This is a genomic window from Candidatus Blochmannia sayi (nom. nud.), from assembly GCF_059935855.1.
The window spans coordinates 409,706-435,947 of sequence record NZ_CP011796.1; the positions used below are offsets into that span (position 1 = coordinate 409,706).

Here is a 26,242-nt window from a genome sequence, read left to right on the forward strand (position 1 = left end):
AATATCAATTATTTTACATATTTTCATCTGTTTGTTGTTGTACCAACACATCATCACAAAAAAACAAAAATATACTAACAATATCATTAATCATAAAAAAACAATTAATACATTCGTTGATGTTCCTAATATACAAATAGAACAAAACAACACGCAAGACCAACCAAAACGTTTCAAAATAACAGAACCACAACATCAATTAAAAGAAGAAACAACATCTAACACTCCTAAAAAGAAACAGAATCAAGACCAACCAAAACGTTTCAAAATAACAGAACCACAACATCAATTAAAAGAAGAAACAACATCTAACACTCCTAAAAAGAAACAGAATCAAGACCAACCAAAACGTTTCAAAATAACAGAACCACAACATCAATTAAAAGAAGAAACAACATCTAACACTCCTAAAAAGAAACAGAATCAAGACCAACCAAAACGTTTCAAAATAACAGAACCACAACATCAATTAAAAGAAGAAACAACATCTAACACTCCTAAAAAGAAACAGAATCAAGACCAACCAAAACGTTTCAAAATAACAGAACCACAACATCAATTAAAAGAAGAAACAACATCTAACACTCCTAAAAAGAAACAGAATCAAGACCAACCAAAACGTTTCAAAATAACAGAACCACAACATCAATTAAAAGAAGAAACAACATCTAACACTCCTAAAAAGAAACAGAATCAAGACCAACCAAAACGTTTCAAAATAACAGAACCACAACATCAATTAAAAGAAGAAACAACATCTAACACTCCTAAAAAGAAACAGAATCAAGACCAACCAAAACGTTTCAAAATAACAGAACCACAACATCAATTAAAAGAAGAAACAACATCTAACACTCCTAAAAAGAAACAGAATCAAGACCAACCAAAACGTTTCAAAATAACAGAACCACAACATCAATTAAAAGAAGAAACAACATCTAACACTCCTAAAAAGAAACAGAATCAAGACACAACGAAAAAAAATACATTAACTCATAGTAACAATGTACAAGATATGACTATTAACTTGAAAGAATTCAACGACTTACTAAATACGTTAGTTAATCAAAAAAATTCTACAGAAAACAACAAAAAAATTGAATTGAATCTCACAACAAAAAAAGATAATAAAAACAATTATATTGTAAATAATATGACTGAAAATAATAACATTAACACATATAAACGTATGATCAGTGAATCCATACAACTTAAATTTTATAATGCTTCTAATTATTCCGGTAAGACATGTAAACTATGTATTAGATTGGCACCTGATGGAACATTACTATCAATAACTAATGTATCCGGAGATGCTGATCTATGTCAAGCAGCAATTGTGGCTACCAAATTAGCAAAAATTCCCACACCACCAAACACAAACACATATGAAATCTTTAAAAACATAACATTAAATTTTTCTCCGCAATAAACTAAATATTTACACATTCATAAAATAAGAATATATTGATCCATTAAGTAGTCTAATTTTTTTATACAGAATTTTTAATATATTTAATAAAAAATTAATAAACTATAAATATAGGAGATTTTATTGAAACAAATATTTCTATTAATAATATTGAAATTATTTATTTTATGCTTTTGGCAATCTTCATTGCTTGCAGATATGAATATTAAAATCACACAGGGAGTAAATACCACACATCCCATTGCTGTAATACCTTTTAAATATATTGATAATAAATATGACAAATTTACACCCGTTGAAGATATAGCATCGATCATAGCTTCCGACTTACGTAATAGTGGTAAGTTTAATACAGTGCCCGTAGAATATTTACCACATAAACCTACTAAAATATCCGACGTAATTCCAATGTTTTGGGAAAAATTAGGCGTCAGTATCATTGTATTAGGAACAATACACACAACAAACCACGATGACAACTATATTGTCTCATATAACTTAATAGATACTTCTAGTAATCCTGCACTGATAATTTTAGAAAATCAATATTCAGTAGAAAAAAAATGGCTACGTTACATAGCTCACACTATAAGTGATGAAATTTTTGAAAAATTAACTGGTATACAAGGTGTATTTTGTACACGTATTGCTTATATATTACGTGCGAATAATAATCATCAATATCCTTATGAATTATATATTTCTGATTACGATGGATATAACCAAACTTCAATTTGTCGATCACCAGAGCCTTTGATGTCTCCAGCTTGGTCTCCAGATGGAAAAAAAATTTCTTACGTCACTTTTGCTTCCGGGCATTCAGAATTAGTCATACAAACATTAAATACTGGACTAGTTAATAATATTGTTGATTTTCCACAACATAATGGTGCACCTGCCTTTTCACCTGATTCTAAGAAACTAGCTTTCTCTTCATCAAAAACAGGTAGTTTAAATTTATATATTATGGATTTAACATCCGGAACAGTTAAACAATTAACCAACAACAGAAATAATAATACCGAACCTAGTTGGTTTCCAGACAACGCAAATATAGCTTATACTTCTGATCGGGGAGGAAATCCGCAAATATACAAAATTAATATTAATACTTTTGACGTCCAGAGACTATCTTGGATGCATACTAGTAATCACAATCCAAATGTCAGTTCAGATGGAACATTTATAATTATGGTAAACAGACTGCAGGGAAAACAAAATATTGCTAAGTTGAATTTATTAACTGGAAAAGAAGAAATATTAACAGATACCTTTTTAGCTGATACACCCAGTATAGCACCTAATAATACCATGGTAATATACAGTAATATCAAGAATTTGAAAATATCTAATTTAGAAGTAATGTCTATTGATGGGAAATTTAAAACCCATTTAAAAAGAAATGAAGGTGATATGAGATTTCCAAAATGGGCATCATTATATTCACATTCGCAATAAATATGCAATTATTTTGATATAATTGTTAAATTGATAAATAAAAATAATGGATATATAAATGAAATTAAATAATGTTTTTAAACAACTGATATTATCAATAAGTATAGGCTCAACTCTAACTGCATGCTCTTTGTCAAGTAAATACACTCATAATACCTATGATCAAAAAAACACTAAACCAAATTATTTTAACAATATTAACACACAAAATAATAAACAACCTAATAAACAAGTACAACTAAAAATACAAGAGTTAAAAGCTGTTAATATCATTTATTTTCCTCTAGATCAATATGACATTCCTTCTCATTTTTTTTGTGCGCTAAATATCCATGCTGATTTTTTATGTCATAATCCACTGTATCACATTAAAATTGAAGGGCATACAGACGAACGTGGCACACCAGAATACAATATTGCACTAGGTGAGCGTCGAGCTAATTCTGTAAAATTATATCTACAAAGTAAAGGCGTATTATCTGAACAAATCTTCACTGTTTCTTATGGCAAAGAAAAACCCGCTGTATTAGGTCATAATGAAGAAGCTTATTCTAAAAATAGACGCGTTACATTAATATATAAATAATTCTACATATGATGAAATTTATACTATTTTTATTTAAAACATACATAATCATAATCATGGCTATTAAATACTCTGAAAATATTACCAATCACATTGCATACGCTAAAGATTTTAATAACAAATTAGATAATAATGATCAACGTATCATGCGGTTACATCAAATATCTGATGCACACAGTCAATGCCTTATTAAAATACAACAACAATTATCTGAAAATCAACAAGATATTGATACATTGCGTGGGCACATTCAGGATATTCAACATCACATCTCAAAAATTATAAATAATCAAACAGAATCATGTCACAAAACAAATAATACTTCGCACACAGATAATAACGACACATCATATCATTCTAATAATATTTCTGATAAATTATCTGTTAATTCAAATGTTAAAAATTATAAAGAAATCAATAACGAAATAATAGCTGAAGTAGATACTGCTTATAAAAAAGCGGTAGCGTTAGTACTAGAAAAAAAACAATATAACCAAGCAATAGAATCCTTTCAAAACTTCATAAAAAATTATCCTAAATCAATCTATCAATCTAATTCTCATTATTGGTTAGGACAACTTTATTATAATCAAGGTAACAAAGATAATGCCTCTCACCATTTTGCTATAGTTGTAAAAAACTATCCCAAATCATTAAAAGCACCAGACGCATTATTAAAAATTGGAATTATCATGCAAGAAACAGAACAAAAAGATAAAGCTAAAACAATATATCGACAAGTAGGCAAATTATACCCTAACAGCAATGCATCTAAAGAAGCACAAAAGCGATTAATACATTTAAAATAAATTACAACAAACAAATAATAATAAACAAATAAATAAAATATAACTTACAACTAATTTCTTTTTGATTAACATAATGTAACACACAAATACTACCATTTATAAAAATACAACACACGAAACTATATTTTAATAATATAGTACATAATAATTTTTTTTAATTAACTACTTTGTCATATAATTAATCCGATAAATATTGGATTAATCTTAATATTAAGATTAAAGATATGTGTATATTCATAAAATAATACATTATAAAACATTATAGATTAATTATTAAAACTAAACACTTATAATAAGTAGAATTAAATATTTGCAATCTAACAAACAATATTCATTATATTAAGTCAAAAGTATGTGTTTAAAATTCTATCGCTGTCTGTATTCAAACTTATTGCAAATATTCTATATACTAAAACAACCGTAAGTTACAATCACAAATAAATCACACTGATACTAATTAATTGCTAAAACATATAATACCCAAAATCGTAAAATCAAATAAAAATCATATACAATAATCACCTTATCATAATAAAAACATTCAAAAAACTTGTTATGATATAAAAATAAAAAATTATGTATAACATAAGATTACAAAATATTATATAGATCATGATCTTAAGACTATTAAACACATAATACATACATTTATTTTTTATCATACGTAAATTATAAAAAATAAAAGTTATACATTCAATTACAAAAATATACGTAACTATTAGCTGTCTACGTTATACACAGCACATTTACTGATATATAAAATTTAAACGAAATCATTATTTTAACTTTGTTACTAATACTGTCGTCATCAATACATCTGTATATATTATCGCCCCTTTTTATTTATACTCATAATAAAATGACACTATAGTAACCCACATAGGACCTTTTCCTGATGAATAACGAGATAACATAGTTAACTTTCCACTATTTTTATCAATACTATATAAAGAAATATAATTTGATTTTTGACCCGCAACAACTAAAAATTTTCCTTGACTATCAATCGCAAACCCACGCGGTTGAGCTTCAGTTAATTGATAACTAATAAATTTTAATTGCTTTGTATTCTTAAACACCTCAAAACAACTAATAATACTAGCAACTCTATCAGAACAATATAACCAACGCTTATTGGGAGTAATATGTATATCAGCTGCCCAACACTGTCTAATATTCATACTTTTAGGAATTATATCTAATGTTTGTACGATACGTGGTACTTTTTGACAATCATCATATTTTATAACATCAACAGTACTCGTTAATTCGTTAATTACATACGCATAGTAACCGAAATCGTAAAAAGTCATATGCCGCGGACCTGAATTAACATTAGATTTAATAAAACATGGATCCCATTTTGTTAAAAATCCAGCTGTACTCATTTTAAACAATCTAATAGAATGTTCTTTTAAACAAGGAACCCAAATCAATTCTTTACTCTTATCTACATTCGCAGAATGACAACCTAGCAAATCTTCTATAATTTGTATAGGCTTTCCAAGCGCACCTGATATACTTATAGGTATCACACTAATCATATTATTTCTATAAGACGTACAGTACAAAAATGTACCCTTTATATCACTGGATAAATGGGTGGGACTGCTAATAATCTTCATCGTTCCAATATCCGTCAATAATCCCGATTCATTAATTTGATAAGTAGTAATTCCAAAATCAGGACGCACTCCAACATATAAAAACTGTTTGTTAGGATGAACGATTATAGGTTGTGCTTGGCCAGGGGTATTTACTACTTGAACTAATTCTAATGCACTAGAAATATTATTTAATTTCCAAACATAAATTTGTTGACTATCTGGACTTGCTACATAAACAATTTGTTTCATATATTTACTCATTTTATAGTAGCGTATCAAATATAAACTATGATACAGTAATCTCTAAACTTTGTTTATTAACAAAACATAAACTCCAAAAATTGTGACTATTCGTGTTATGATTGATTAAATTTATATTAATTCAAAGTCATCTATATACATACTATATAGCAAAAAATAAATAACATATAATAATTTATCTAAAATATATTACAGCAAAAAAATGCTACCTCGATAAAATTGTATAACCCGTATACTCAATTTAAACGTTTATAAACAAAAATAAGAGAAAAATAAACATCATGAACATAACTAAACTGGTTCTTATAAGACATGGAGAAAGTCAATGGAATAAAGAAAATAGATTTACTGGATGGGTCGATGTAGATTTATCAGATAAAGGATGCACTGAAGCTCAACATGCTGCCCAAACATTAAAAAAAAATGGTTACATTTTTCATTACGGATATACTTCAGTATTAAAACGAGCAATTCGTACTTTATGGATCATATTAGATCAATTAGATCAAATGTGGTTACCAATAGAAAAATCTTGGAGACTTAATGAGCGACATTATGGTATTCTACAAGGATTAAATAAAGATGAAGCCGTAAAAAAATATGGTTACGAAACAGTCCAGCAATGGCGTCGTAGTTTTAATGCTATTCCTCCAATGATTTCTGAAAATAATAAATTTATTGCAACAAATGATAATCGTTATAATATTCGCTCTAATGAATTACCTAATGGTGAAAGTTTAGCGTTAACATTAAAAAGAATAATTCCTTATTGGAATAAATCTATACTACCTCATATTAAAAATAATAAAAATGTCATCATTGTTGCTCACGGAAACTCTATACGTGCTATAATAAAATTTATAAATGAATTAAATGAATCAGAAATATTTCAAATTAATATACCTACTGGTATTCCGTTAATATATGAATTTGATCAAAATGGATGTCCCATTCAACATTATTTTTTAAACAACGTTACGTAACATTTTGTTGATCACATGCTGGGCTTACGATATAATATGTAGAAAAATTTTATATTCTAATTATTTTTAGGTGATGATTATGGATCGGTTTCCTCGTTTTCAAAATACAATATCAGAGAGAGCTAATAATATAATTCAGCCATATATATTACAAGTATTTGGTTGGATGTCTTGCGGATTATTACTTACTGCATTTGTTGCTTGGTACGCTTCTAGAACTCCAGCGATACTTCAATTATTATTTGCTAATCAACTGATATTTTTTAGTTTAGTTATTGGTCAATTGGCATTAGTATTCGTTTTATCTGGAATGGTTACGCGATTAAGTGGATCTTTGGCGACTACATTATTTATGTTATATTCAATGCTAACAGGTTTAACTTTATCTAGCATATTTATATTATATACTACATCCTCGATATCTAGTGCTTTCGTAGTGACATCTGGTATGTTCGGTGCTATGACATTATATGGATATACTACCAAACGAGATTTAAGTAGTTTTGGTAATTTATTATTTATGGCATTAATTGGAATAGTATTAGCTTCAATCGTTAATCTATTGTTAAAAAATACAGCTTTAATGTGGTTAATTACATATATTGGTGTTATTATATTCGTCGGGTTAACCGCATATGACACTCAAAAATTAAAATCTATAGGAGCATCTTTATCTGTAGATAATCCAGATCAATTTCGTAAATATTCGATTATAGGTGCGTTAACCTTATATTTAGATTTTATTAATTTATTTTTAATGATGATCCGTATTTTTGGAAATCGCCGTTGATTATAATACATAAACAGACAGATCAAATATATTTCTGAACATATTTGATCTGTCTGTTTATGTATACAAAAATATCAATCTAAATTTGAACTAAATGCAATTTAATGCAATTGAAGGTTAAATTTGAAATAAAAATTTCAATATGTCGCCATCTTGTATACAATAGCTTTTGCCCTCATAGCGAACTTTTCCGGCTTTTTTTACACCCAACTCTCCTTTGTATATAATAAAATCATTAAAATTAATAACTTGAACGCGAATAAAACCTCTTTTAAAATCACTATGTACTTTTTTAGCTGCCTCCAATGCAGTAGTTCCAATCACATATGTCCAAGCGCGAGTCATATTTAAATTTACAGTAAAAAAAGTACGCAAATTCAATACAAAAAAAATAGCATTAACTATATCATACAATACTTTTTCCTGTTGTTTTTGAATAACTTCAATATTATCATATCTATTTTTCGATAAATATGATAAAGCACAATACGAAATTAACGGGGCATGTTCGCTAGATGTAAGTGTACGTAATTTATCAAAATAAACATTATTCAAGACAGATTCTTCATCGACATTAGCAATATAAATAATTGGTTTAACCGTTAAAAAATTAAATTTCTGAATATTTATTTCTTTTATTTTAAAACATTGTATGTCACGCAGACAAATACCGTCATACAAATAATTTAAACATTTTTCTAATGCAAATAGTTGCATTTCAATATTTCTATTAACAACATTATTGTATTGTTTCTTCAACATATAAATACTTTGTTCACACCGCAAAATATCAAACAATAAAAATTCAGCATTAACGCTATTAACATCTCTACAAGGATCTATATCATCAAAAACATGTACAATTTCATTGCTACCAAAACAACGCACCATATGACATAATACTTTTGTTGTACAGATATAATTTAAAATTTGACTGCCCATCCCGACACCTTGAGCAGCTCCTTTAATTAAACCTGCAACATCAACAAATCCAATTGTACCGTGTACTATTTTATGTGACTGAACAATATCTGTTAACTGATATATACGTAAATCAGGTACATGTATTACAGCTATGTTAGGTTGAATCGTACAAAAAGGAAAATTAGCTACTTTCACAGATGCATTAGTCAGAGTATTAAATAAAGTTGATTTACCTACATTAGGTAATCCGATAATGCTACAATCAATTTTCATAATATTTTAAATAATTAAAACAAAAATAAACAAGATATCATAATAACCTAATAATTTTTATAAACAAAAATTTTAAATAAAAATTCTTTAAATTAATTTTTTAAAAAATTGGATTTACAAGCATGCAAATAATTCATAGTTGTAATAAAATTGCCAATAACTATATTTTTAGTACATGATATTGCTTGATTAATTGCATTATTAATTTTTTTTTGATCATAAACAGACGGTTCACTTAAAACAAAATCAATTACTTTATTTTTATTACCAGGATGACCTATTCCAATACGTAAGCGATAAAAATCAAATTTATTCTTCAATTTAACCACAATATCTCTTATACCACGATGACCATTATTAATTTTATCACCTAATTTTATACGTATTATCCCTGGTAATAAATCAAGATCATCATGTGCGATCAATATTTCTTTTGAATATAATTGATAAAAATCAACACATTTAGATACTGATAATCCACTATAATTCATATATGAATTTGGTATTAACAGATGTACAATATTATTTTCTAATTTTAATTGCCCAGTATACCCACATAAGATATCACTTTTACTCAAAGTCACTTTATAATATTTTGCCAATAACTCAACATATCTAGCGCCAAAATTATGCCTAGTATTAAAATAATTGACTCCAATATTACCTAATCCTACAATAAGCTTAATAGTCATTTTTATACGTAAAAATTATTTAAATTTTATAAATTAATACTTTTAATATTATTAAAGAATTTAAAACATAATTTACAGATATTTATTGAAATAATTTAAATTATTTTAATAAATATCTCAACAAAAAGATGTAGAACACGTAATTTTAAACACACTAATATTATTTAATATATTTACTCAATAATATTTTTAATACTCAAACATAGCGGAAATTGATTCCTCATTACTGATGCGTCGAATTGTCTCCGCGAGCATTCCCGACAAAGTTAATACACGTACATTAGGTAAAGATTTTATTTTTGATTTTAATGGAATAGTATCGCACACAATAATTTCATCTATCATAGAATTTTGAATATTCTCGTAAGCATTGCCAGAAAAAATTGGATGAGTAATATAAGCAAATACCCGGCACGCTCCTTTTTCTTTGAGAATATCTGCAGCTTTACATAAAGTTCCTCCAGTATCAATCATATCGTCTATTAATATGCAATCACGATTGCATACATCTCCTATAACATGCATAATTTGAGCAATATTCGCACGAGATCTTCGTTTATCTATAATTGCCATATCAGTATCATCAAGTAATTTTGCTATAGCACGAGCACGTACTACTCCTCCAATATCTGGAGATACTACAATAGGGTTATTAAAATTTTGTTGCATCATATCCTCTAATAAAATTGGACTTCCAAAAACATTATCTACTGGTACATCAAAAAAACCCTGTATTTGTTCAGCATGTAAATCTACCGTCAAAATACGATCTACTCCTACGCTCGATAAAAAATTAGCTACAACTCTAGAAGTAATAGGCACTCTGGCAGAACGTACTCTTCTGTCTTGACGAGCATAACCAAAATAAGGAATTACCGCAGTAATTCTAGTAGCCGATGCACGTCTTAACGCATCAACCATAACAATTAACTCCATTAAATTATCATTTGTTGGTGCACAAGTAGATTGAATAATAAACACATCATCACCACGAACATTTTCATTAATTTGAACACTTACTTCACCATCACTAAAACGACCAACAGAAGCCCTACCAAGATTAATATATAATCTATTTGCAATATGCCGAGCTAACTCTGGCACAGCATTACCAGTAAAAAGTTTCATGTTAGAAACATCTCATAGTTTTACATTTAATAACGTTATAAATACATATACTACACATAATAAATAATAATGACACATTAGTTTGTTAGAAACAATCATGTCGATGATATTATATTTATTATATTTTTAGTAACTTTCGATATAATGGAGATATATTTGTTCCACGTGTTACAACACTCTTGATCCATGATGGCAAATAACTTTGTGCTTGATAAGCAAGACACTCAGTATTGAATTCGGAAAAAATACAAGAACCAGTTCCTGTAAGTTTAGGTAATGCATATTGTGATAAATACGAAAAGTATACCTTTATTTCAGGACAAATCAATTTAACAATTTCTTCAAAATCATTACGAAAAGATACAGATAATAACTTTTTCATTGGACGATATGGAGAATAACGACAATTTCCTATTAATTTATACATTTGAAAAACCCACGAAGTTCTCATACTAATTGGTGGCACAATAATAAGATACCACTTCTCAGGTATACGAATCGACGTAAACACATCACCCACTCCTTCAGCAAAAGCTGAATGCCCATAAATAAACACTGGCACATCAGCTCCTAGCATCAAACCCAATCTCATTAAAACACTTTTTTTTAAATAACAACGCCATTGTTGATTAAGTATCATTAATACAGTTGCAGCATTAGAAGAAGCACCTCCTAAACCAGAACCTAAAGGTAATACTTTATCAAGAAAAATATCTGCACCAGGTACTAATTTTTTATTTGGCCAACAATAATACTGTAATAATTTTGCTGCTCGTATAATTAAATTATCACAATATATTAAATTACTCATTGCACTGAATAATCTAATTTTGCCACTATTTGTCACAAATATCTCGATACTATCACTATAATCAATAAATTGAAATAAAGTCTGTAAACAATGATAACCACTTGTATAACGTCCAATGACATATAAAAATAAATTTATTTTTCCTGGGGAAGGCCATTGATAATTCATCGTATAACCCAATTGTCTATCACTAACTTAATATAATATTGATTATAATATATTTCTAATATTTTAGGCAATATTGGTATAGTATTAGTATTATAATAACGATAATATATGTATATATTATCGTTATTATAAGAAAAATTAATATGAGACAACAAATAACCCATAGAATTTAGATTATATTCTGTATTGATTCCAGGTAACCCCAAAATCCATTGTTGCACTTGTTTCGAAAAATATTTCATATCATCCATGAACCACTTTTGAATTTTGTTTTCAAAATCACTGTTCCGATATATTATACCATTTGCAATACGAACCGCTCCATTCTCTACAGATATAGAAATTATAATCAATCCAAAAACATTTAGTAACTTTATGTTATAATCATTATTGTTATTTTGAGTCCAAATGAATCTAACATGACTCCTATTGTGATTATCAATTGTATAAGTAATAGTGCCTTGTGCTTGATAATAAGATATTCGAGATATTAACTTTTTATGATTATTCCATGTAGATTTTAATTTATTTTCACATACATACAAATCCTGATGAAAAACACAAGATACACAAATAAACACGACTATACTCAGTAATCTAAAATATACAAAAATGAAACATTTAAATAATAAATTAAGAAAATTATCTAAAATACAAATTATATTCATAATAATTTTTATTAAAATTTTAGTTCATTAATTACTGTCATTAATCTAAAAAATAATTTTTTAACTATATTAAATGATTACTGACTTTAATATACAAAAAAATTTAACACTAGTAATAGTATTACTGATTTATTTAACGTCAAAAAAAAATAAATATTTTAAATTTTTCATTATTTTTTTTAGAATAAACCGTATGTTATAAATACAACATTAATTTAATAATTAATTATTATTGAATTAAGCATTGTAAGTTAATATTTATTTTATTAATGTATATAATACACACATATTGACTACATATTTGAATGTCAACTAATAAATATATTCATTGCCAAATTTTAAACACTTGAAAATAAAAAAAAATAACCATTTTATAAATATAAATAATATGATACAGTCCAATTGTTGATTACTTTTAATATTATCTTAATAAATACTAAACTAACATTTATTTAATTTTATATTTTAGTATGATTAAAGAAAAATATTAATAATGAAGACGCGACAAAATAAATGTTTATTAAAAAATCAAATTAATAACTATAAACTATTAATTTTTATCAAGTTGAATTCTATTTTAAGCTTAAAAATAATAACATTATAAATATAATATGTATGAATCCTGTTATCATAAAAAAACTCATAACATTACAGGAACGTTTTGATATATTAGAACAAACACTCATTAAACCTAACATTATTCACGACAAAAAACGTTTTTGTGTTTTATCTAAAGAACATGCAAGATTATCTGAAATAGTTATATGCTTTAAGCGATGGTTAACCATAAAACAAGAAATAATCAATATAAAAGAAATGTTAACAGATATAGATATGCACGACATAGCGCAAAATGAATTAAAAAAAATTTATTCCAACAAACATGATCTTGAAAAAAATATAAAAATATTATTACTTCCTGAAGATCCTAATGACAAACACGGTTGTTTTATGGAACTGCGGGCTGGTACTGGTGGAAGAGAAGCGGCAGTTTTTACAGGAGAATTATTTCGAATGTATGCTCGTTATTCAGAAATACATCGATGGAAAATGGAGATAATCAATGTCACTTATGGAGAATGCGGTGGATATAAAGAAATTATCACTAAAATACCTTACAAAGGAGCATATAATAAATTAAAATTTGAATCTGGAGGACATCGCGTCCAAAGAGTACCGCACACTGAATCTCAAGGACGTATTCATACTTCTACGTGTACTGTAGCTGTAATCCCAAAAATACCAGACATTGAATTACCTGCTATCAACCCCAATGACCTAAGGATTGATACATTTAAATCCTCCGGAGCAGGAGGACAACATGTTAATACTACTGATTCAGCAATACGCATTACCCATATACCAAGTGGACTAGTTGTAGAATGCCAAGATGAGCGTTCGCAACATAAAAATAAAGCTAAAGCGCTATCAGTATTAAGTTCTAGATTACATGCCATCACAATACAACGTCAACAACAAAAAGCATCCTGTACTCGACGCAATTTATTAGGAACAGGAGATCGATCTGATCGCATTCGTACATATAACTTCCAACAAGGTCGTGTTACTGATCATCGTATTTCTTTTACATCATATAAATTAAATGATATAATGAATGGGAATTTAGATATTTTAATACAACCTATAATTAACAAATATCAATCTGATCAGCTTGATAAATTATTAGAATTAAAATAGTGACGTGGGATCAATGGTTGTGTTGGGCCAGTTTAAAATTAAAAAATTCTATGAGCCCAAAAAGAGATGCAGAAATTATTTTGGGAAATATTACTAAAAAATCTCGTACCCAATTATTGGCATTTGGCGAAACATCATTAGAATATGATACCATAATACAACTAAAATCTTTAATTTCTCGTAGAGAAAAAGGAGAACCTGTAGCTTATCTAATCGGTTCAAAAGAATTTTGGTCCTTAAATTTTAAAGTATCACCAGGAGTGTTTATTCCAAGACCGGATACTGAATGTCTGATAAGACAAATATTTAGTTTATTATGCACACCTCATCTAAGTGTCTTAGATTTAGGAACTGGAGTTGGAACCATAGCTTTAACTCTTGCCTCAGAAAGACCAAAATGGAAAATTACAGGTATAGACTGTCAAAAACAAGCATTATGTCTAGCACGTGAAAATAAGATTTTATTCAATTGCAAAAATGTAGAGTTTATATATGGAAATTGGTTTAAATACTTAACAGGAAAAACATTTAATCTTATTGTCAGTAATCCACCATATATTGACAAACATGATTCATGCTTGAAAGATAATGATATAATCTTTGAACCTAAGAGCGCGTTAATATCAGAACAATCAGGTCTATCGGACTTAACAATAATTTGTAAATATTCTACTCAACATCTAAGTAAAAATGGATGGTTATTTTTAGAACATGGATGGAATCAGGGAAGATATGTGCGCGCACTATTTTATAAATTTGGATTTACTAATATCCACACAGTACGTGATTATCATTATTATGAACGTGTAACATACGGAAAATGGGTATCTCATAAAACATTTTTATCATGAGTAATATATATCTTTGAGATATTATAATTTTATAAATAAAATATAAAAAAAAATAACACGAGTTGTGATTCATGTTACCATTACAAAAATAAAAATTTAGTCACATACAAACAGTTATATTATAAATATTATATAATTATAATGATACTTATATTTAGATACTTTTAAATTATAGTTATCAACCCCAAACATTTAATTTTATGGTCAACTATGATTAATTCTAACAAATATAATTGTTTATTGCTTATGAAAATTCATAAAATTTATTTTATACATTATTCATCATACAAATATTTGGATTTACAAATACATGCAACAGTTAATAGTTAATGTCAAGGATATAAAAATATCAAATCATTTACCATTCGTATTATTTGGAGGTATGAACGTTTTAGAATCACAAGATATAATCATGAAGGTATGCGAACATTATGTCAATGTGACACAAAAATTAAATATACCCTATATATTTAAAGCATCTTTTGACAAAGCAAATCGTTCGTCAATTGATTCATATCGGGGACCAGGATTAGAAGAAGGTTTAAGATTACTTCAAGAACTACAAAAAATATTTGAAGTAAAACTCATGACCGATGTTCATGAAATTTACCAAATAAGTATTGTATCAAAAGTAGTAGATGTACTGCAAGTTCCCGCATTTTTGGCTCGTCAAACTGATTTAATTACATCTATAGCTCAGACTGGTATGGTTATGAATATAAAAAAACCACAATATATGAATCCAGCACAAGTAATACATATCGTCAATAAATGTCGTGCATTTAAAAACAACCAGATAATTTTGTGTGAACGAGGAACTGTATTTGGTTATGATAACTTGGTAGTGGATATGCTAGGACTTAATGTTATGCATCATATTTCTAAAGGATGTCCAGTAATAATGGATGTTACACACGCTTTACAAACACGTGACCCACTGTCTCCTATTTCTGGAGGGAGACGATCACAAATTTATGATCTTGCTAGAGCCAGTATAGCAATAGGAATTGCTGGATTATTTATCGAATCACACCCAAATCCAGATAACGCTAAGTGCGACGGATATTCTGCTCTACCCTTAAATCAATTAGAACCTTTCTTAAGTCAAATAAAAGCCATCGATGATTTGATCAAATCCTTCTAAAAAATTAAACATTTAAATTTTGTTAATACAACCAAACCAAATATTATAAAAAATAACTTAATAAAATTATAATTTATACTATTTATTAATTATTACAAACACCTTAACCTATAATGTTTGATATGAAATTAAAATATTATAGGTTAAGATTATAAATTAATAATAACATCTATTTCAATATTAAACATAAAATACTCAAAAAATAATATTCTTTATACTTGTAAACAACAAAAAATCATAAAACCACAATAAAACAAATATGTTGAATATTATAATATAATGTTGTTTATTAATCACAATACTTTAGTACAATACAAAGTAATATCATTATTATTATTAATTAATTTAAAAAACCAAATTAAGTCTAATTTAAGTAATTTATATTTTTCACAGATAACAATATTATGATAGAATTATTCTATATCGTAATACTTAGACAAAGTATTGCAATTATTAATGAATTTAACAACATTACGGTGAGAATACTTCGTTATTTATCTTAAAATATACACTATGCATGTAAATATAAAATATATCTAGTATAAATATATCAAACATTAATAGTGTATTATAAAATATAAATTTTTAAAAAAATCTATATAAACAACAAACAAAGGGATAATTCGAATATTTATATAATTTTCTTATTATTGTAAATATAATTAACAATTTTAAAGATAATGTAAATAAAAAATTATAGTTTAGAATAAAAAAATAATACATATAGTATATCAATAAATATAAAGGAATCATTAATGCCTGTTATCACTTTAAGTGATGGAAATCAATGTCAATATACTCATCCCGTATCTCCTTTGCAAATCTCTAAAGATATAGATCCTACGTTATATAAACACTGCGTAGTTGCTCAAGTCAATAATAAACTCATTGATATAGTCGACTTAATTTATCATGATTCAACACTAAAATTCATTACTGCAGAAGATGATGCGGGATTGCATGTCATTCGCCATTCTTGCGCACATTTATTAGGACACGCAATGAAACAATTATGGCCCAATACTAAAATGGTAATTGGTCCAGTAATAAACACAGGATTCTATTATGATATAGATCTTGATCATCATCTTACAAAAAATGATCTGACAATTCTAGAATCACGAATGTTATTGCTTGCTAATAAGGGTTACAATATTGTAAAAAAATACGTTACTTGGGAACAAGCTAAAAAAATTTTTTTATCAATTGGCGAAACATATAAAGTATCAATTTTAGAAGAAGATATAAATCCTACTGAACATATTGCTTTATATTATCATGAAGAATATATAGATATGTGCCGCGGACCACATGTCCCTAATATAAATTTTTGTCGATATTTTAAATTATATAAAATTTCTACATCTTACTGGCGTGGAAACTCTAAAAATAAAATATTACAACGTATCTATGGTTTTGCTTGGGCCAATGAACGACAATATATAACTTATACTCACAGTACATCGCAAAAACCAAAAAAAAATGATCATCGTAACCTTGCAAAACAATTAAATCTATATCATACACAAAGAGACGCCCCAGGTATGATTTTTTGGAACGAGAATGGATGGATTTTATTCCAAGAACTAAAAAAATTTATACGAACACGACTTAAAATGTATCAATACCAAGAAGTTAGAAGTCCTATGATGATTAACCACGTATTATGGGAAAAAACAGGTCACTGGGAAAATTATCATAAACATATATTTACTACTTCTTCCGAAAATCATGAATATTGCATAAAACCAATGAATTGTCCAGGACATATTCAAATTTTCAAGCAAGGTATAAAATCTTATAAAGATTTACCTTATCGTATAGCTGAATTTGGTAACTGTTACAGAAACGAACCATCTGGATCCTTACACGGACTAATGAGAACACGAGAATTTACTCAAGATGATGGGCACATTTTTTGCACAAGAACACAAATACTTGATGAATTAAATCACTGTATTCAAATGATGTATGAAATATATAATATATTTGGTTTTAAAACAATATTAGTAAAGCTGTCAACTCGCCCAAAAAAACGAATTGGCACAGATCTAATATGGGATTTAGCAGAACAATATTTATCTACCGCATTGAAATGCAACAATATATCATTTCAATATCAACCCAATGACGGTGCATTCTATGGTCCTAAAATAGAATTCATTTTACTTGATTCTTTAAATAAAAGTTGGCAATGTGGTACGATACAATTAGACTTTTCTTTACCAAATTTATTAAATGCACGTTATATCGACAATAGCAATAATTATGTAGCTCCTGTAATGATTCACAGAGCAATTCTTGGTTCTATAGAACGATTTATTGGTTTAATTACAGAAGAATACATAGGATTTTTCCCAACATGGTTGGCCCCAATACAAGTTGTTGTTATGAACGTTACCGATAAACAATCCGAATATATTTCTATTATAGAAAAAAAGCTAACAAATGAAAAAATAAGAACAAAAGTAGACTTAAGAAACGAAAAAATAGGATTTAAAATTCGCCACCACACCCTACAACGAGTGCCTTATATGATAATTTGTGGAAACAAAGAATCAAAAGAAAATACAGTAGCTATACGTACTTATCGTGGTAAAAAATTAAAAAACTACAATATTGATGTATTCATAAGAAAATTAATACACGAAATCAATAATTATAATTTTTGCCAAATGGAGGATTAACATATTATTAGATTCGGAAAGAAAACACAATCAATACGGTTACATCGTATTAACAGAGAAATTGTCGCTAAAAAAATTCGTTTAACTGGAGTAGACGGAAAGCAAATTGGTGTAGTTAGCTTATATGAAGCTCTTAAACAATCTGAAGATATTGGTCTTGATTTAGTTGAAGTTAATCCGAATTCCGATCCGCCTGTGTGCAAAGTTATGAACTATGGCAAATTTCTATATGAAAAAAATAAATCCACAAAAGAACAAAAGAAAAAACAAAAAATAATTCATATTAAAGAAATAAAATTTAGACCAGGCACTGATGAAGGAGACTATCAAATTAAATTACGTAATTTAATCAGATTTATTAATGAAGGAAATAAAGTTAAAATAACCTTACGCTTTAGAGGCGGAGAGGTAGTTCATCACCAACTTGGCGCAAAAATGTTGCACCGTATACGTCATGAATTACATGAATTAACAACTGTAGAATTTTTTCCTAATAAAATTGAAGGACGTCAGATGACCATGATTTTAGCACCAAAAAAAAAATAAATAGCTACACAATTTAATAAAAATTAAATAAACAATCACAACATAATATAATTAAAAAATTATTGAGACTAGTGTATGCCTAAAATTAAAACACTTCAAGCGGCCAACAAACGATTCAAAATAACGGCTTCAGGAAAATATAAATACAAGCACGCTTATATGCGACATATTTTGACTAAAAAATCTACAAAACATAAACGTCATTTACGTCACAAATCTGTACTTCCTCAAATTTATTTGAACGCAATTATGAAATAATTTACATACATGTAAACGAATTTTTATTAAATTTAATACAACGATCTGATCACAAATATACTATATATATCTATATAATGAGGAGAAAATATATATATGACTCGTGTAAAAAACAGTGTAGTGGCACATGCTCGTCATAAAAAAATACTAAAACAAGCATCAGGTTATTATGGTGCTCGATCTCGCACGTACCGCGTTGCCTATCAATCAGTTACAAAATCTGGACAATACTCTTATCGCGATCGTCGCCAAAAAAAACGTTTATTTCGTAAATTATGGATTAGTCGCATTAACGCTGCATCACGTCAATATGGTATGTCTTATAATTACTTCATTAACAGATTAAATAAATCTAATATTAAAATTAATAGAAAAACACTTGCTGAAATAGCTCTTTTCGACAAAAAAACTTTCTCTATATTAGCAAATAAAGTAAACATTGATATTAAACATCCATAGATACGTTACAATGTGCGTATATCTTATGTAAATATCTAATTTCGAATGCTTACAAAAGTAAGCACCTATAATAATTAATAAAATACTAACAATAATAAATTAATTAATATATAAAAATAATTAATCAATAACATACAACACCAAATACATAATCATGAACAACACAAAAACATTTATATCATTAGATCTTATAAATAATTTAGTTATACAAGCAAAATCAGCCATAATACGATCTAATAATATAAATGATTTAGAAACAATACGTATAAAATTCTTAGGTAAACAAGGACACATCAGCAAACAAATTAAAATTCTCAATCATATTCCATTAAACATAAGACCCAAATTAGGAAATGTTATTAATCAAGCTAAAAAAGATATATATATATCATTCAAAAAACAACGAAATCTTTTAAAATTGAAAAACATAAAAAACAATACAACAATTGACGCGCTAGACATTACTTTACCAGGACGTTTCTCAGAAACAGGTACACAACATCCAATAACAAGTACTATAGAACGTATGAAATCTTTTTTCAAAACCTTAGGATTTTCCATAGTACACGGTCCAGAAATTGAGAATGATTATTTTAATTTCGATGCTTTAAATATCTCGAAATATCACCCTTCGCGAGATAATCACGATACTTTTTGGTTCGATGAAAAACGTTTACTTCGTACACATACTTCTGGTATTCAAATACGAATCATGATGAATAAAACCCCTCCAATTCGCACCATTTCTTTTGGACGAGTATATCGCAAAGACTATGATCGAAGTCACACCCCTATGTTTCATCAGATGGAAGGTTTAGTAATAGATTCTAATGTCAGTTGGAGTCATTTAAAAAAAATATTATATGATTTTTTATATAATTTTTTTGAAAAAAAAATTATTTTACGTTTTAGAGCATCTTATTTCCCATTTACAGAGCCTTCTGCAGAAATAGACATAATAGAACAACAAACCAAAAATTGGTTAGAAATTTTAGGATGCGGTATGGTACATCCTCAAGTGTTACATCATGTTGGTATTAATCCAGAAAAATTTTCGGGATTTGCTTTTGGAATAGGAATAGAACGACTCACGATGTTACTTTACAATATCAATGATATACGAATATTTTTTAAAAATGATTTAAAATTTCTTGATCAATTCAAATAATATAAGGATATTAAAATGAAATTTAGTGAAATGTGGATACGGGAATGGGCAAACCCATCTATCGATAGCATTAAATTAATTGATCAACTAACTATGGCTGGATTTAAAGTCAATGAATTAAAACCTGTGTCCAAAATTTTTTATGGAGTAGTTATTGGCGAAATAGTAGACTGTAAAATACATCCCAATTTCCATAACATACAAATAGTAAAAGTAAATAACGGTACCGACAAATTATTAAATATAGTTTGTGATGCCGCCAATTGCCGAAAAAATATTCGAGTCGCAGTTGCTACTATAGGAGCAATATTACCAAATAAACATAAAATTGAATTAACCACCATACACGATCAATACTCAGAAGGAATATTATGTGATTTTTTAACATTAGGTATAACTAATAATACAAAAGGCATAATAGAACTACCCATAGACGCTCCTATTGGTCAAAACTTTTATGATTATTTACATTTAAATGATAACACTATTGAAATGAACATTACTCCTAATCGAGGAGATTGTCTCAATATCATCGGTATGGCTAGAGAAATAGCAGCGATTAACCGTTTAAAATTAAAAAAATTAAAAATATGTTCAATTAAACCAAAAATTAATGATACTATTCCCGTTGTTATTGAAGTTCCTGACGCATGCCCACAGTTCTTGGGGAGAATATTAAAAAATATTAACATTGATGTCTCTACTCCCTTATGGATAACAGAGAAATTACGTCGTTGTGGGATTTGTTCAATCAATGTAGTTATAGACATTATAAACTATGTATTATTAGAACTAGGACATCCCATTAACATCATTGATTATGAAAAAGTTGATGGTAATATAATACGCATACGTTTTTCTCAAAAAGGAGAAATACTAACATTACCTAATAATAGTAATTTAGAACTTTTTCCTAATACAGTGATCATTGCTGATAACAAAAAACCATTATCAATTGCTGGAATAACTACGTCAAATCAACATTATATTTTTGCTAACACTCAAAATATTATCTTACAATCTGTTTTTTTTACTCCATCCACTATCGTAAAACAATCTAAACAATATCGCATGATGCATGAAAATGACCTTGCCTCGTTTCGTTATGTACGAAGAGGAATAGATCCAAGCATATCTAAATTAGCTTTAGATCGTGTTACGTCATTACTATTAAAAAGCTGTGGGGGTTATCCTGGACCAATAACAAGCGTTATCAACACCACTGCATTACCACAACCTACTAGTATTGTACTACATCGTTCTAAATTAGATAAAGTCATCGGATTTCATATTTTAAACCAAGACGTCACACATATTTTAAAAAGTCTTGGTTTTCAAACGAAATTTGAAAATAATCATTGGACGGTACTCACTCCAACTTGGCGTTTCGATATTTCTATAGAAGAAAATTTAATAGCAGAAATTATACGTATTCATGGATGTAACAACATTTCACGTGTTTCGATCGATGCAAAATTAACAACAAATCATGCTCAAAAAAAAGATAATACTATATCTTTATCAAGAACAAAAGCATTACTAATAGATCGTGGATATCAAGAAGTAATAACATATGGCTTTGTAGATCCTAATATTCAAAAACTATTACATCCACAGCAGACTCCATTAATTTTAAAAAACCCAATTACGTTAGATATGTCTGTTATGAGATTGTCTTTATGGCCAGGATTAATTCAATCAACAGTATATAATCAAAATAGACAACAAAAACAAATTAAATTATTTGAAAGCGGCATATGTTTTATTCCAGATAAAACAATTGAAAACCAAGTACATCAAAAATTTATGATCGCTGGCATACGATCCGGATTTAGATTTAATACACATTGGGATGTGGCGACACATCCAGTAGATTTCTATGACATAAAAGGAGATGTAGAAGCATTATTGAACATCACCAATAAATTAAATCATATTAAATTTAAAAAATACACACATCCTGCGTTACATTTAGGTCAAAGCGCAGCAATTTATTTAGACAATATGTGCATTGGATATGTTGGAACGATTCATCCTGCTATACAAATAAAATTAAATTTGCGTTCATACGCGTTAATCTTCGAATTATCATGGAGTGCCATTTCTCAGTCTAAATTATCTAAAATTACTGCTATTTCCAAATTTCCTAAAAATTGTCGCGATATTTCTGTAATAGTCCCGGATAATATATCAGCAGAATCCATTATTACTGAATGTGAAAAACTTGCCAATACAGATCAATTAATCGAAATAAAATTATTTGATGTATATAAAGGACAAGGCATTGCAAAAGGATTTAAAAGCTTTACTATTAGATTATTTTTACAAAGTAAAACTCATACTTTAAAGGAAGAAGAAATTTCTGATATTATTAATCAATGCTCAATTATCTTAAAACAACGTTTTCATGGGATTTTACGATAAAAATACTCATTATGTATCATTTAATACTAGTAAAAATAAATATTATGTATTATTACTAGTATTAAAATATCAAAAATATAAACTATCTCAAATAAAATCTATTATTAATAATAAAAACATAAATAAAATATCTAATTCCTTTAATTACATAACATCCATATAAATATAACATTCGTACATATTATCAGTAAACAATCACATATACTTAACTATATAATAATAAATAACACTTTAAAACACATACAAAATTTTATTTATTATACTGATAATTCAATAAAAAATAATTTTAAAAATTATTATATTCATGATAGTATAACTTTCTATTTCATAAATAGAGTTTGTATCTCACAAACTAAAATTTAAACAAAAAATTACAAGTAAATACAGTATACACCAAATACTAGTAAAAAAGGAGAAAATACATGTGTTCTTTGCGACTATTATTATCTAACTCTTATGATCCCTGGTTTAATTTATCGATTGAAGAATATATTTTTAAAAATATACCTAAAAAACAATCTATATTATTTCTATGGAGAAACCAAAACACAGTAGTTATAGGACGCGCTCAAAATGCATGGAAAGAATGCAATACTCGCCGTATGGAACGAGATGGAATTAAATTAGCTAGAAGAAGTAGTGGAGGTGGAGCTGTATTTCATGATTTAGGTAATACTTGTTTTACCTTTATGTCTACTCAAAAATATTATGATAAAAAATTGTCTACAAATATAGTTTTAAATGGATTAAATCATATAGGAATTAACGCCATTATTTCCGGACGTAATGATCTAGTAATACGTACATCAGAAGGAGAACGTAAAATCAGTGGCTCTGCATATCGTGAAACATCTGAACGCAAGTTTCATCACGGAACATTACTCTTGCACGTTGATATTGATAAACTTACTTATTATCTTAATCCAGATTCAAAAAAACTAGAAACTAAAGGAATCACTTCTATACGATCTCGAGTTGCTAATTTGAATGAATTAAAACCTAATATTAATCATGAAGAAGTTTGTCAAGGATTAACAGAAGCATTCTTTCAATATCATGGAATGAGAGTAAAACCAGAAATATTATCCATAGATGATATTTATAAAATGCCAGGGTTTTCTGAACAATTTAACAAACAACGGGATTGGAACTGGAATTTTGGTAGCGCTCCTGCATTTACACATCAATTAGATACTCGTTTTGATTGGGCTAGCATAACATTACATTTTGATATAGAACGTGGAATAATTAATCGTAGTCGTATTTTTACTGACAGCTTAGAACCAGAACCCTTAGAAGAATTATCAAAAAGACTAATAGGTGTACCATATAATACTAAAAATATTCTATATTGTTGTGAGCAATGGATAAAAGATTGGTCTAAATATAAAAAAGAGTTAACAGAAGTCTCTGACTGGTTAATTGAAAAATTATCTTAGTTCATTGTAAACTTAAGTACTAATATTTTTATATACTTAAATACGTAAAGTTTGTTTTATCAACCGTAATAACTATAATCGATAAAATAAGACAAAAAAATTAACACAAAAGTTACAATGTAATTGTAACTAAACATAATGTAAAATTTACAATAATAAGTAAATAAATTGTACCTTTAAAGCAAAATAAATTGCCTTTCATACTATTTAAAAGTAGTATTATTGAATGTATGTGTTATATTTACCGTATTAAAGTGATATATAATATTGATCCTATCTTTAATTTATACCTATTTATAATAATAGACACACTGAATTTTAATAATCAACTACACATAAAAAATTTTTATACAATCTACTTCCATTAGAATATAATACCTACTAAATTTTAGTTTAATTTGTATAAATTAATGTATAAATGATAGATCATAGCATCTATGACATAATAAGATAATATTCTCATACAATATTTTATGTAATATTTCGCATATTTTTTATAACTACATACACTTAAATAGAAAATAATAAGTAGTATATTTACTTAAACAGAAATACTGTAAAATAATTTTTTCAAGGAAATTTATCATGAAAAACAATATAACAAAACATACACATTGTATACCAAAAAAAAATACATCTTGGAATGGATTAACCTTAACTGATTCAGCAGTACGACAAATTATTCATTTAGTAAACAAAAATCCTGATATATTAGGATTAAAAGTAACGATAAAAAAATCAGGATGTGCAGGATTTACATATATTATGGATACAGTAGACTCATTAGATCATGATAACTTAATGTATGAGCGTAATGGAGCTAAACTATTTGTACCACCAGATATTATGCCATTTATTGATGGAACTGAATTAGATTATGTACAAGAAGGATTAAATTATATGTTTAAATTTAATAATCCTCAAGCGCAATATTTCTGTGGATGCGGTGAAAGCTTTGGAATCTAAATAGGTATTATT

Annotated in this window: 23 protein-coding genes; 17 read left to right on the forward strand and 6 right to left on the reverse strand. The window is 27.6% G+C overall.

What is annotated here, in order from left to right; all coding sequences use genetic code 11:
* The first annotated feature begins 31 nt into the window (after nucleotides 1-31).
* The 4 genes from tolA to ybgF all read left to right on the forward strand — a co-directional run bounded on the left by tolA (nucleotide 32) and on the right by ybgF (nucleotide 4,285).
* Nucleotides 32-1,432, forward strand: coding sequence for a cell envelope integrity protein TolA (tolA, locus tag Bsayi582_RS01730; protein ID WP_500815524.1), 1,401 nt, complete (start codon nucleotides 32-34; stop codon nucleotides 1,430-1,432).
* Between the two features lie 123 nt (nucleotides 1,433-1,555).
* The gene (gene tolB / locus Bsayi582_RS01735) at nucleotides 1,556-2,890 is read left to right on the forward strand and encodes a Tol-Pal system beta propeller repeat protein TolB (RefSeq protein WP_500815525.1); all 1,335 of its coding nucleotides are present in this window, start codon (nucleotides 1,556-1,558) and stop codon (nucleotides 2,888-2,890) included.
* A 58-nt stretch (nucleotides 2,891-2,948) separates the two neighbouring features.
* Nucleotides 2,949-3,476, forward strand: a complete 528-nt coding sequence (gene pal / locus Bsayi582_RS01740) for a peptidoglycan-associated lipoprotein Pal (protein WP_500815526.1) — start codon at nucleotides 2,949-2,951, stop codon at nucleotides 3,474-3,476.
* 56 nt (nucleotides 3,477-3,532) lie between these two features.
* Nucleotides 3,533-4,285: a tol-pal system protein YbgF gene (ybgF, locus tag Bsayi582_RS01745; RefSeq protein ID WP_500815527.1), complete on the forward strand. Its 753-nt coding sequence runs from the start codon at nucleotides 3,533-3,535 to the stop codon at nucleotides 4,283-4,285.
* Nucleotides 4,286-5,124: 839 nt separating this feature from the next.
* On the opposite strand, the gene pgl is transcribed toward ybgF, so the two are convergent.
* The gene (gene pgl / locus Bsayi582_RS01750; RefSeq protein WP_500815528.1) at nucleotides 5,125-6,141 is read right to left on the reverse strand and encodes a 6-phosphogluconolactonase; all 1,017 of its coding nucleotides are present in this window, start codon (nucleotides 6,139-6,141) and stop codon (nucleotides 5,125-5,127) included.
* Nucleotides 6,142-6,434: 293 nt separating this feature from the next.
* On the opposite strand from pgl, the gene gpmA reads away from it, so the two are divergent.
* Nucleotides 6,435-7,136: a 2,3-diphosphoglycerate-dependent phosphoglycerate mutase gene (gene gpmA, locus Bsayi582_RS01755; protein ID WP_500815529.1), complete on the forward strand. Its 702-nt coding sequence runs from the start codon at nucleotides 6,435-6,437 to the stop codon at nucleotides 7,134-7,136.
* Nucleotides 7,137-7,215: 79 nt separating this feature from the next.
* Nucleotides 7,216-7,926, forward strand: a complete 711-nt coding sequence (locus tag Bsayi582_RS01760) for a Bax inhibitor-1/YccA family protein (protein WP_500816089.1) — start codon at nucleotides 7,216-7,218, stop codon at nucleotides 7,924-7,926.
* A gap of 117 nt (nucleotides 7,927-8,043) precedes the next feature.
* Here Bsayi582_RS01760 and ychF read toward each other — a convergent pair whose 3' ends face one another.
* From ychF to lolB, 5 genes are all read right to left on the reverse strand, one after another.
* A complete protein-coding gene (ychF, locus tag Bsayi582_RS01765; RefSeq protein WP_500815530.1) occupies nucleotides 8,044-9,123 on the reverse strand; it encodes a redox-regulated ATPase YchF in 1,080 nt (359 codons plus the stop codon).
* Between the two features lie 92 nt (nucleotides 9,124-9,215).
* Nucleotides 9,216-9,815, reverse strand: a complete 600-nt coding sequence (gene pth / locus Bsayi582_RS01770) for an aminoacyl-tRNA hydrolase (RefSeq protein WP_500815531.1) — start codon at nucleotides 9,813-9,815, stop codon at nucleotides 9,216-9,218.
* A 189-nt stretch (nucleotides 9,816-10,004) separates the two neighbouring features.
* A complete protein-coding gene (locus tag Bsayi582_RS01775) occupies nucleotides 10,005-10,943 on the reverse strand; it encodes a ribose-phosphate pyrophosphokinase (protein ID WP_500815532.1) in 939 nt (312 codons plus the stop codon).
* A gap of 118 nt (nucleotides 10,944-11,061) precedes the next feature.
* Nucleotides 11,062-11,922, reverse strand: a complete 861-nt coding sequence (ispE, locus tag Bsayi582_RS01780) for a 4-(cytidine 5'-diphospho)-2-C-methyl-D-erythritol kinase (RefSeq protein WP_500815533.1) — start codon at nucleotides 11,920-11,922, stop codon at nucleotides 11,062-11,064.
* Nucleotides 11,919-12,584: a lipoprotein insertase outer membrane protein LolB gene (lolB, locus tag Bsayi582_RS01785; protein WP_500816090.1), complete on the reverse strand. Its 666-nt coding sequence runs from the start codon at nucleotides 12,582-12,584 to the stop codon at nucleotides 11,919-11,921. Before lolB ends, ispE begins: the two co-directional genes overlap by 4 nt.
* A gap of 621 nt (nucleotides 12,585-13,205) precedes the next feature.
* Here lolB and prfA point away from each other — a divergent pair.
* The 11 genes from prfA (at nucleotide 13,206) to sufA (ending at nucleotide 26,230) form a co-directional block, all read left to right on the forward strand.
* Entirely contained in the window at nucleotides 13,206-14,288 is a 1,083-nt protein-coding gene (gene prfA, locus Bsayi582_RS01790; protein WP_500815534.1) for a peptide chain release factor 1, read from the forward strand.
* A complete protein-coding gene (gene prmC / locus Bsayi582_RS01795; protein WP_500815535.1) occupies nucleotides 14,288-15,139 on the forward strand; it encodes a peptide chain release factor N(5)-glutamine methyltransferase in 852 nt (283 codons plus the stop codon). Before prfA ends, prmC begins: the two co-directional genes overlap by 1 nt.
* Nucleotides 15,140-15,449: 310 nt before the next feature.
* Nucleotides 15,450-16,283 (forward strand): 3-deoxy-8-phosphooctulonate synthase, encoded by an 834-nt coding sequence (kdsA, locus tag Bsayi582_RS01800; RefSeq protein WP_500815536.1) that lies wholly within the window; start codon nucleotides 15,450-15,452, stop codon nucleotides 16,281-16,283.
* Between the two features lie 755 nt (nucleotides 16,284-17,038).
* Nucleotides 17,039-18,970, forward strand: a complete 1,932-nt coding sequence (thrS, locus tag Bsayi582_RS01805) for a threonine--tRNA ligase (protein ID WP_500815537.1) — start codon at nucleotides 17,039-17,041, stop codon at nucleotides 18,968-18,970.
* A gap of 6 nt (nucleotides 18,971-18,976) precedes the next feature.
* Nucleotides 18,977-19,516, forward strand: coding sequence for a translation initiation factor IF-3 (gene infC, locus Bsayi582_RS01810; protein WP_500816091.1), 540 nt, complete (start codon nucleotides 18,977-18,979; stop codon nucleotides 19,514-19,516).
* 75 nt (nucleotides 19,517-19,591) lie between these two features.
* A complete protein-coding gene (gene rpmI, locus Bsayi582_RS01815) occupies nucleotides 19,592-19,774 on the forward strand; it encodes a 50S ribosomal protein L35 (RefSeq protein WP_500815538.1) in 183 nt (60 codons plus the stop codon).
* A gap of 96 nt (nucleotides 19,775-19,870) precedes the next feature.
* Nucleotides 19,871-20,233, forward strand: a complete 363-nt coding sequence (gene rplT / locus Bsayi582_RS01820; protein ID WP_500815539.1) for a 50S ribosomal protein L20 — start codon at nucleotides 19,871-19,873, stop codon at nucleotides 20,231-20,233.
* 175 nt (nucleotides 20,234-20,408) lie between these two features.
* Complete coding sequence (gene pheS / locus Bsayi582_RS01825) at nucleotides 20,409-21,401, forward strand: phenylalanine--tRNA ligase subunit alpha (RefSeq protein ID WP_500816092.1); 993 nt, start codon at nucleotides 20,409-20,411, stop codon at nucleotides 21,399-21,401.
* A gap of 15 nt (nucleotides 21,402-21,416) precedes the next feature.
* Nucleotides 21,417-23,825, forward strand: coding sequence for a phenylalanine--tRNA ligase subunit beta (gene pheT, locus Bsayi582_RS01830; RefSeq protein ID WP_500815540.1), 2,409 nt, complete (start codon nucleotides 21,417-21,419; stop codon nucleotides 23,823-23,825).
* 422 nt (nucleotides 23,826-24,247) lie between these two features.
* The gene (gene lplA / locus Bsayi582_RS01835) at nucleotides 24,248-25,264 is read left to right on the forward strand and encodes a lipoate--protein ligase (RefSeq protein WP_500815541.1); all 1,017 of its coding nucleotides are present in this window, start codon (nucleotides 24,248-24,250) and stop codon (nucleotides 25,262-25,264) included.
* A 585-nt stretch (nucleotides 25,265-25,849) separates the two neighbouring features.
* Nucleotides 25,850-26,230 carry a Fe-S cluster assembly scaffold SufA gene (sufA, locus tag Bsayi582_RS01840; RefSeq protein ID WP_500815542.1) on the forward strand — a complete coding sequence of 127 codons (381 nt, stop codon included), beginning with the start codon at nucleotides 25,850-25,852 and terminating at the stop codon, nucleotides 26,228-26,230.
* Nucleotides 26,231-26,242: the final 12 nt, after the last annotated feature.

Coding starts and splice junctions, on each gene's coding strand:
- sufA (WP_500815542.1), top strand. CDS start 25,850: ATGAAAAACAATATAACAAAACATACACATTGTATACCAAAAAAAAAT.
- ychF (WP_500815530.1), bottom strand. CDS start 9,123: ATGAAAATTGATTGTAGCATTATCGGATTACCTAATGTAGGTAAATCA.
- rplT (WP_500815539.1), top strand. CDS start 19,871: ATGACTCGTGTAAAAAACAGTGTAGTGGCACATGCTCGTCATAAAAAA.
- Bsayi582_RS01775 (WP_500815532.1), bottom strand. CDS start 10,943: ATGAAACTTTTTACTGGTAATGCTGTGCCAGAGTTAGCTCGGCATATT.
- kdsA (WP_500815536.1), top strand. CDS start 15,450: ATGCAACAGTTAATAGTTAATGTCAAGGATATAAAAATATCAAATCAT.
- ybgF (WP_500815527.1), top strand. CDS start 3,533: ATGGCTATTAAATACTCTGAAAATATTACCAATCACATTGCATACGCT.
- ispE (WP_500815533.1), bottom strand. CDS start 11,922: ATGAATTATCAATGGCCTTCCCCAGGAAAAATAAATTTATTTTTATAT.
- pal (WP_500815526.1), top strand. CDS start 2,949: ATGAAATTAAATAATGTTTTTAAACAACTGATATTATCAATAAGTATA.
- pheT (WP_500815540.1), top strand. CDS start 21,417: ATGAAATTTAGTGAAATGTGGATACGGGAATGGGCAAACCCATCTATC.
- rpmI (WP_500815538.1), top strand. CDS start 19,592: ATGCCTAAAATTAAAACACTTCAAGCGGCCAACAAACGATTCAAAATA.
- gpmA (WP_500815529.1), top strand. CDS start 6,435: ATGAACATAACTAAACTGGTTCTTATAAGACATGGAGAAAGTCAATGG.
- lplA (WP_500815541.1), top strand. CDS start 24,248: ATGTGTTCTTTGCGACTATTATTATCTAACTCTTATGATCCCTGGTTT.
- prfA (WP_500815534.1), top strand. CDS start 13,206: ATGAATCCTGTTATCATAAAAAAACTCATAACATTACAGGAACGTTTT.
- pgl (WP_500815528.1), bottom strand. CDS start 6,141: ATGAAACAAATTGTTTATGTAGCAAGTCCAGATAGTCAACAAATTTAT.
- thrS (WP_500815537.1), top strand. CDS start 17,039: ATGCCTGTTATCACTTTAAGTGATGGAAATCAATGTCAATATACTCAT.
- Bsayi582_RS01760 (WP_500816089.1), top strand. CDS start 7,216: ATGGATCGGTTTCCTCGTTTTCAAAATACAATATCAGAGAGAGCTAAT.
- pth (WP_500815531.1), bottom strand. CDS start 9,815: ATGACTATTAAGCTTATTGTAGGATTAGGTAATATTGGAGTCAATTAT.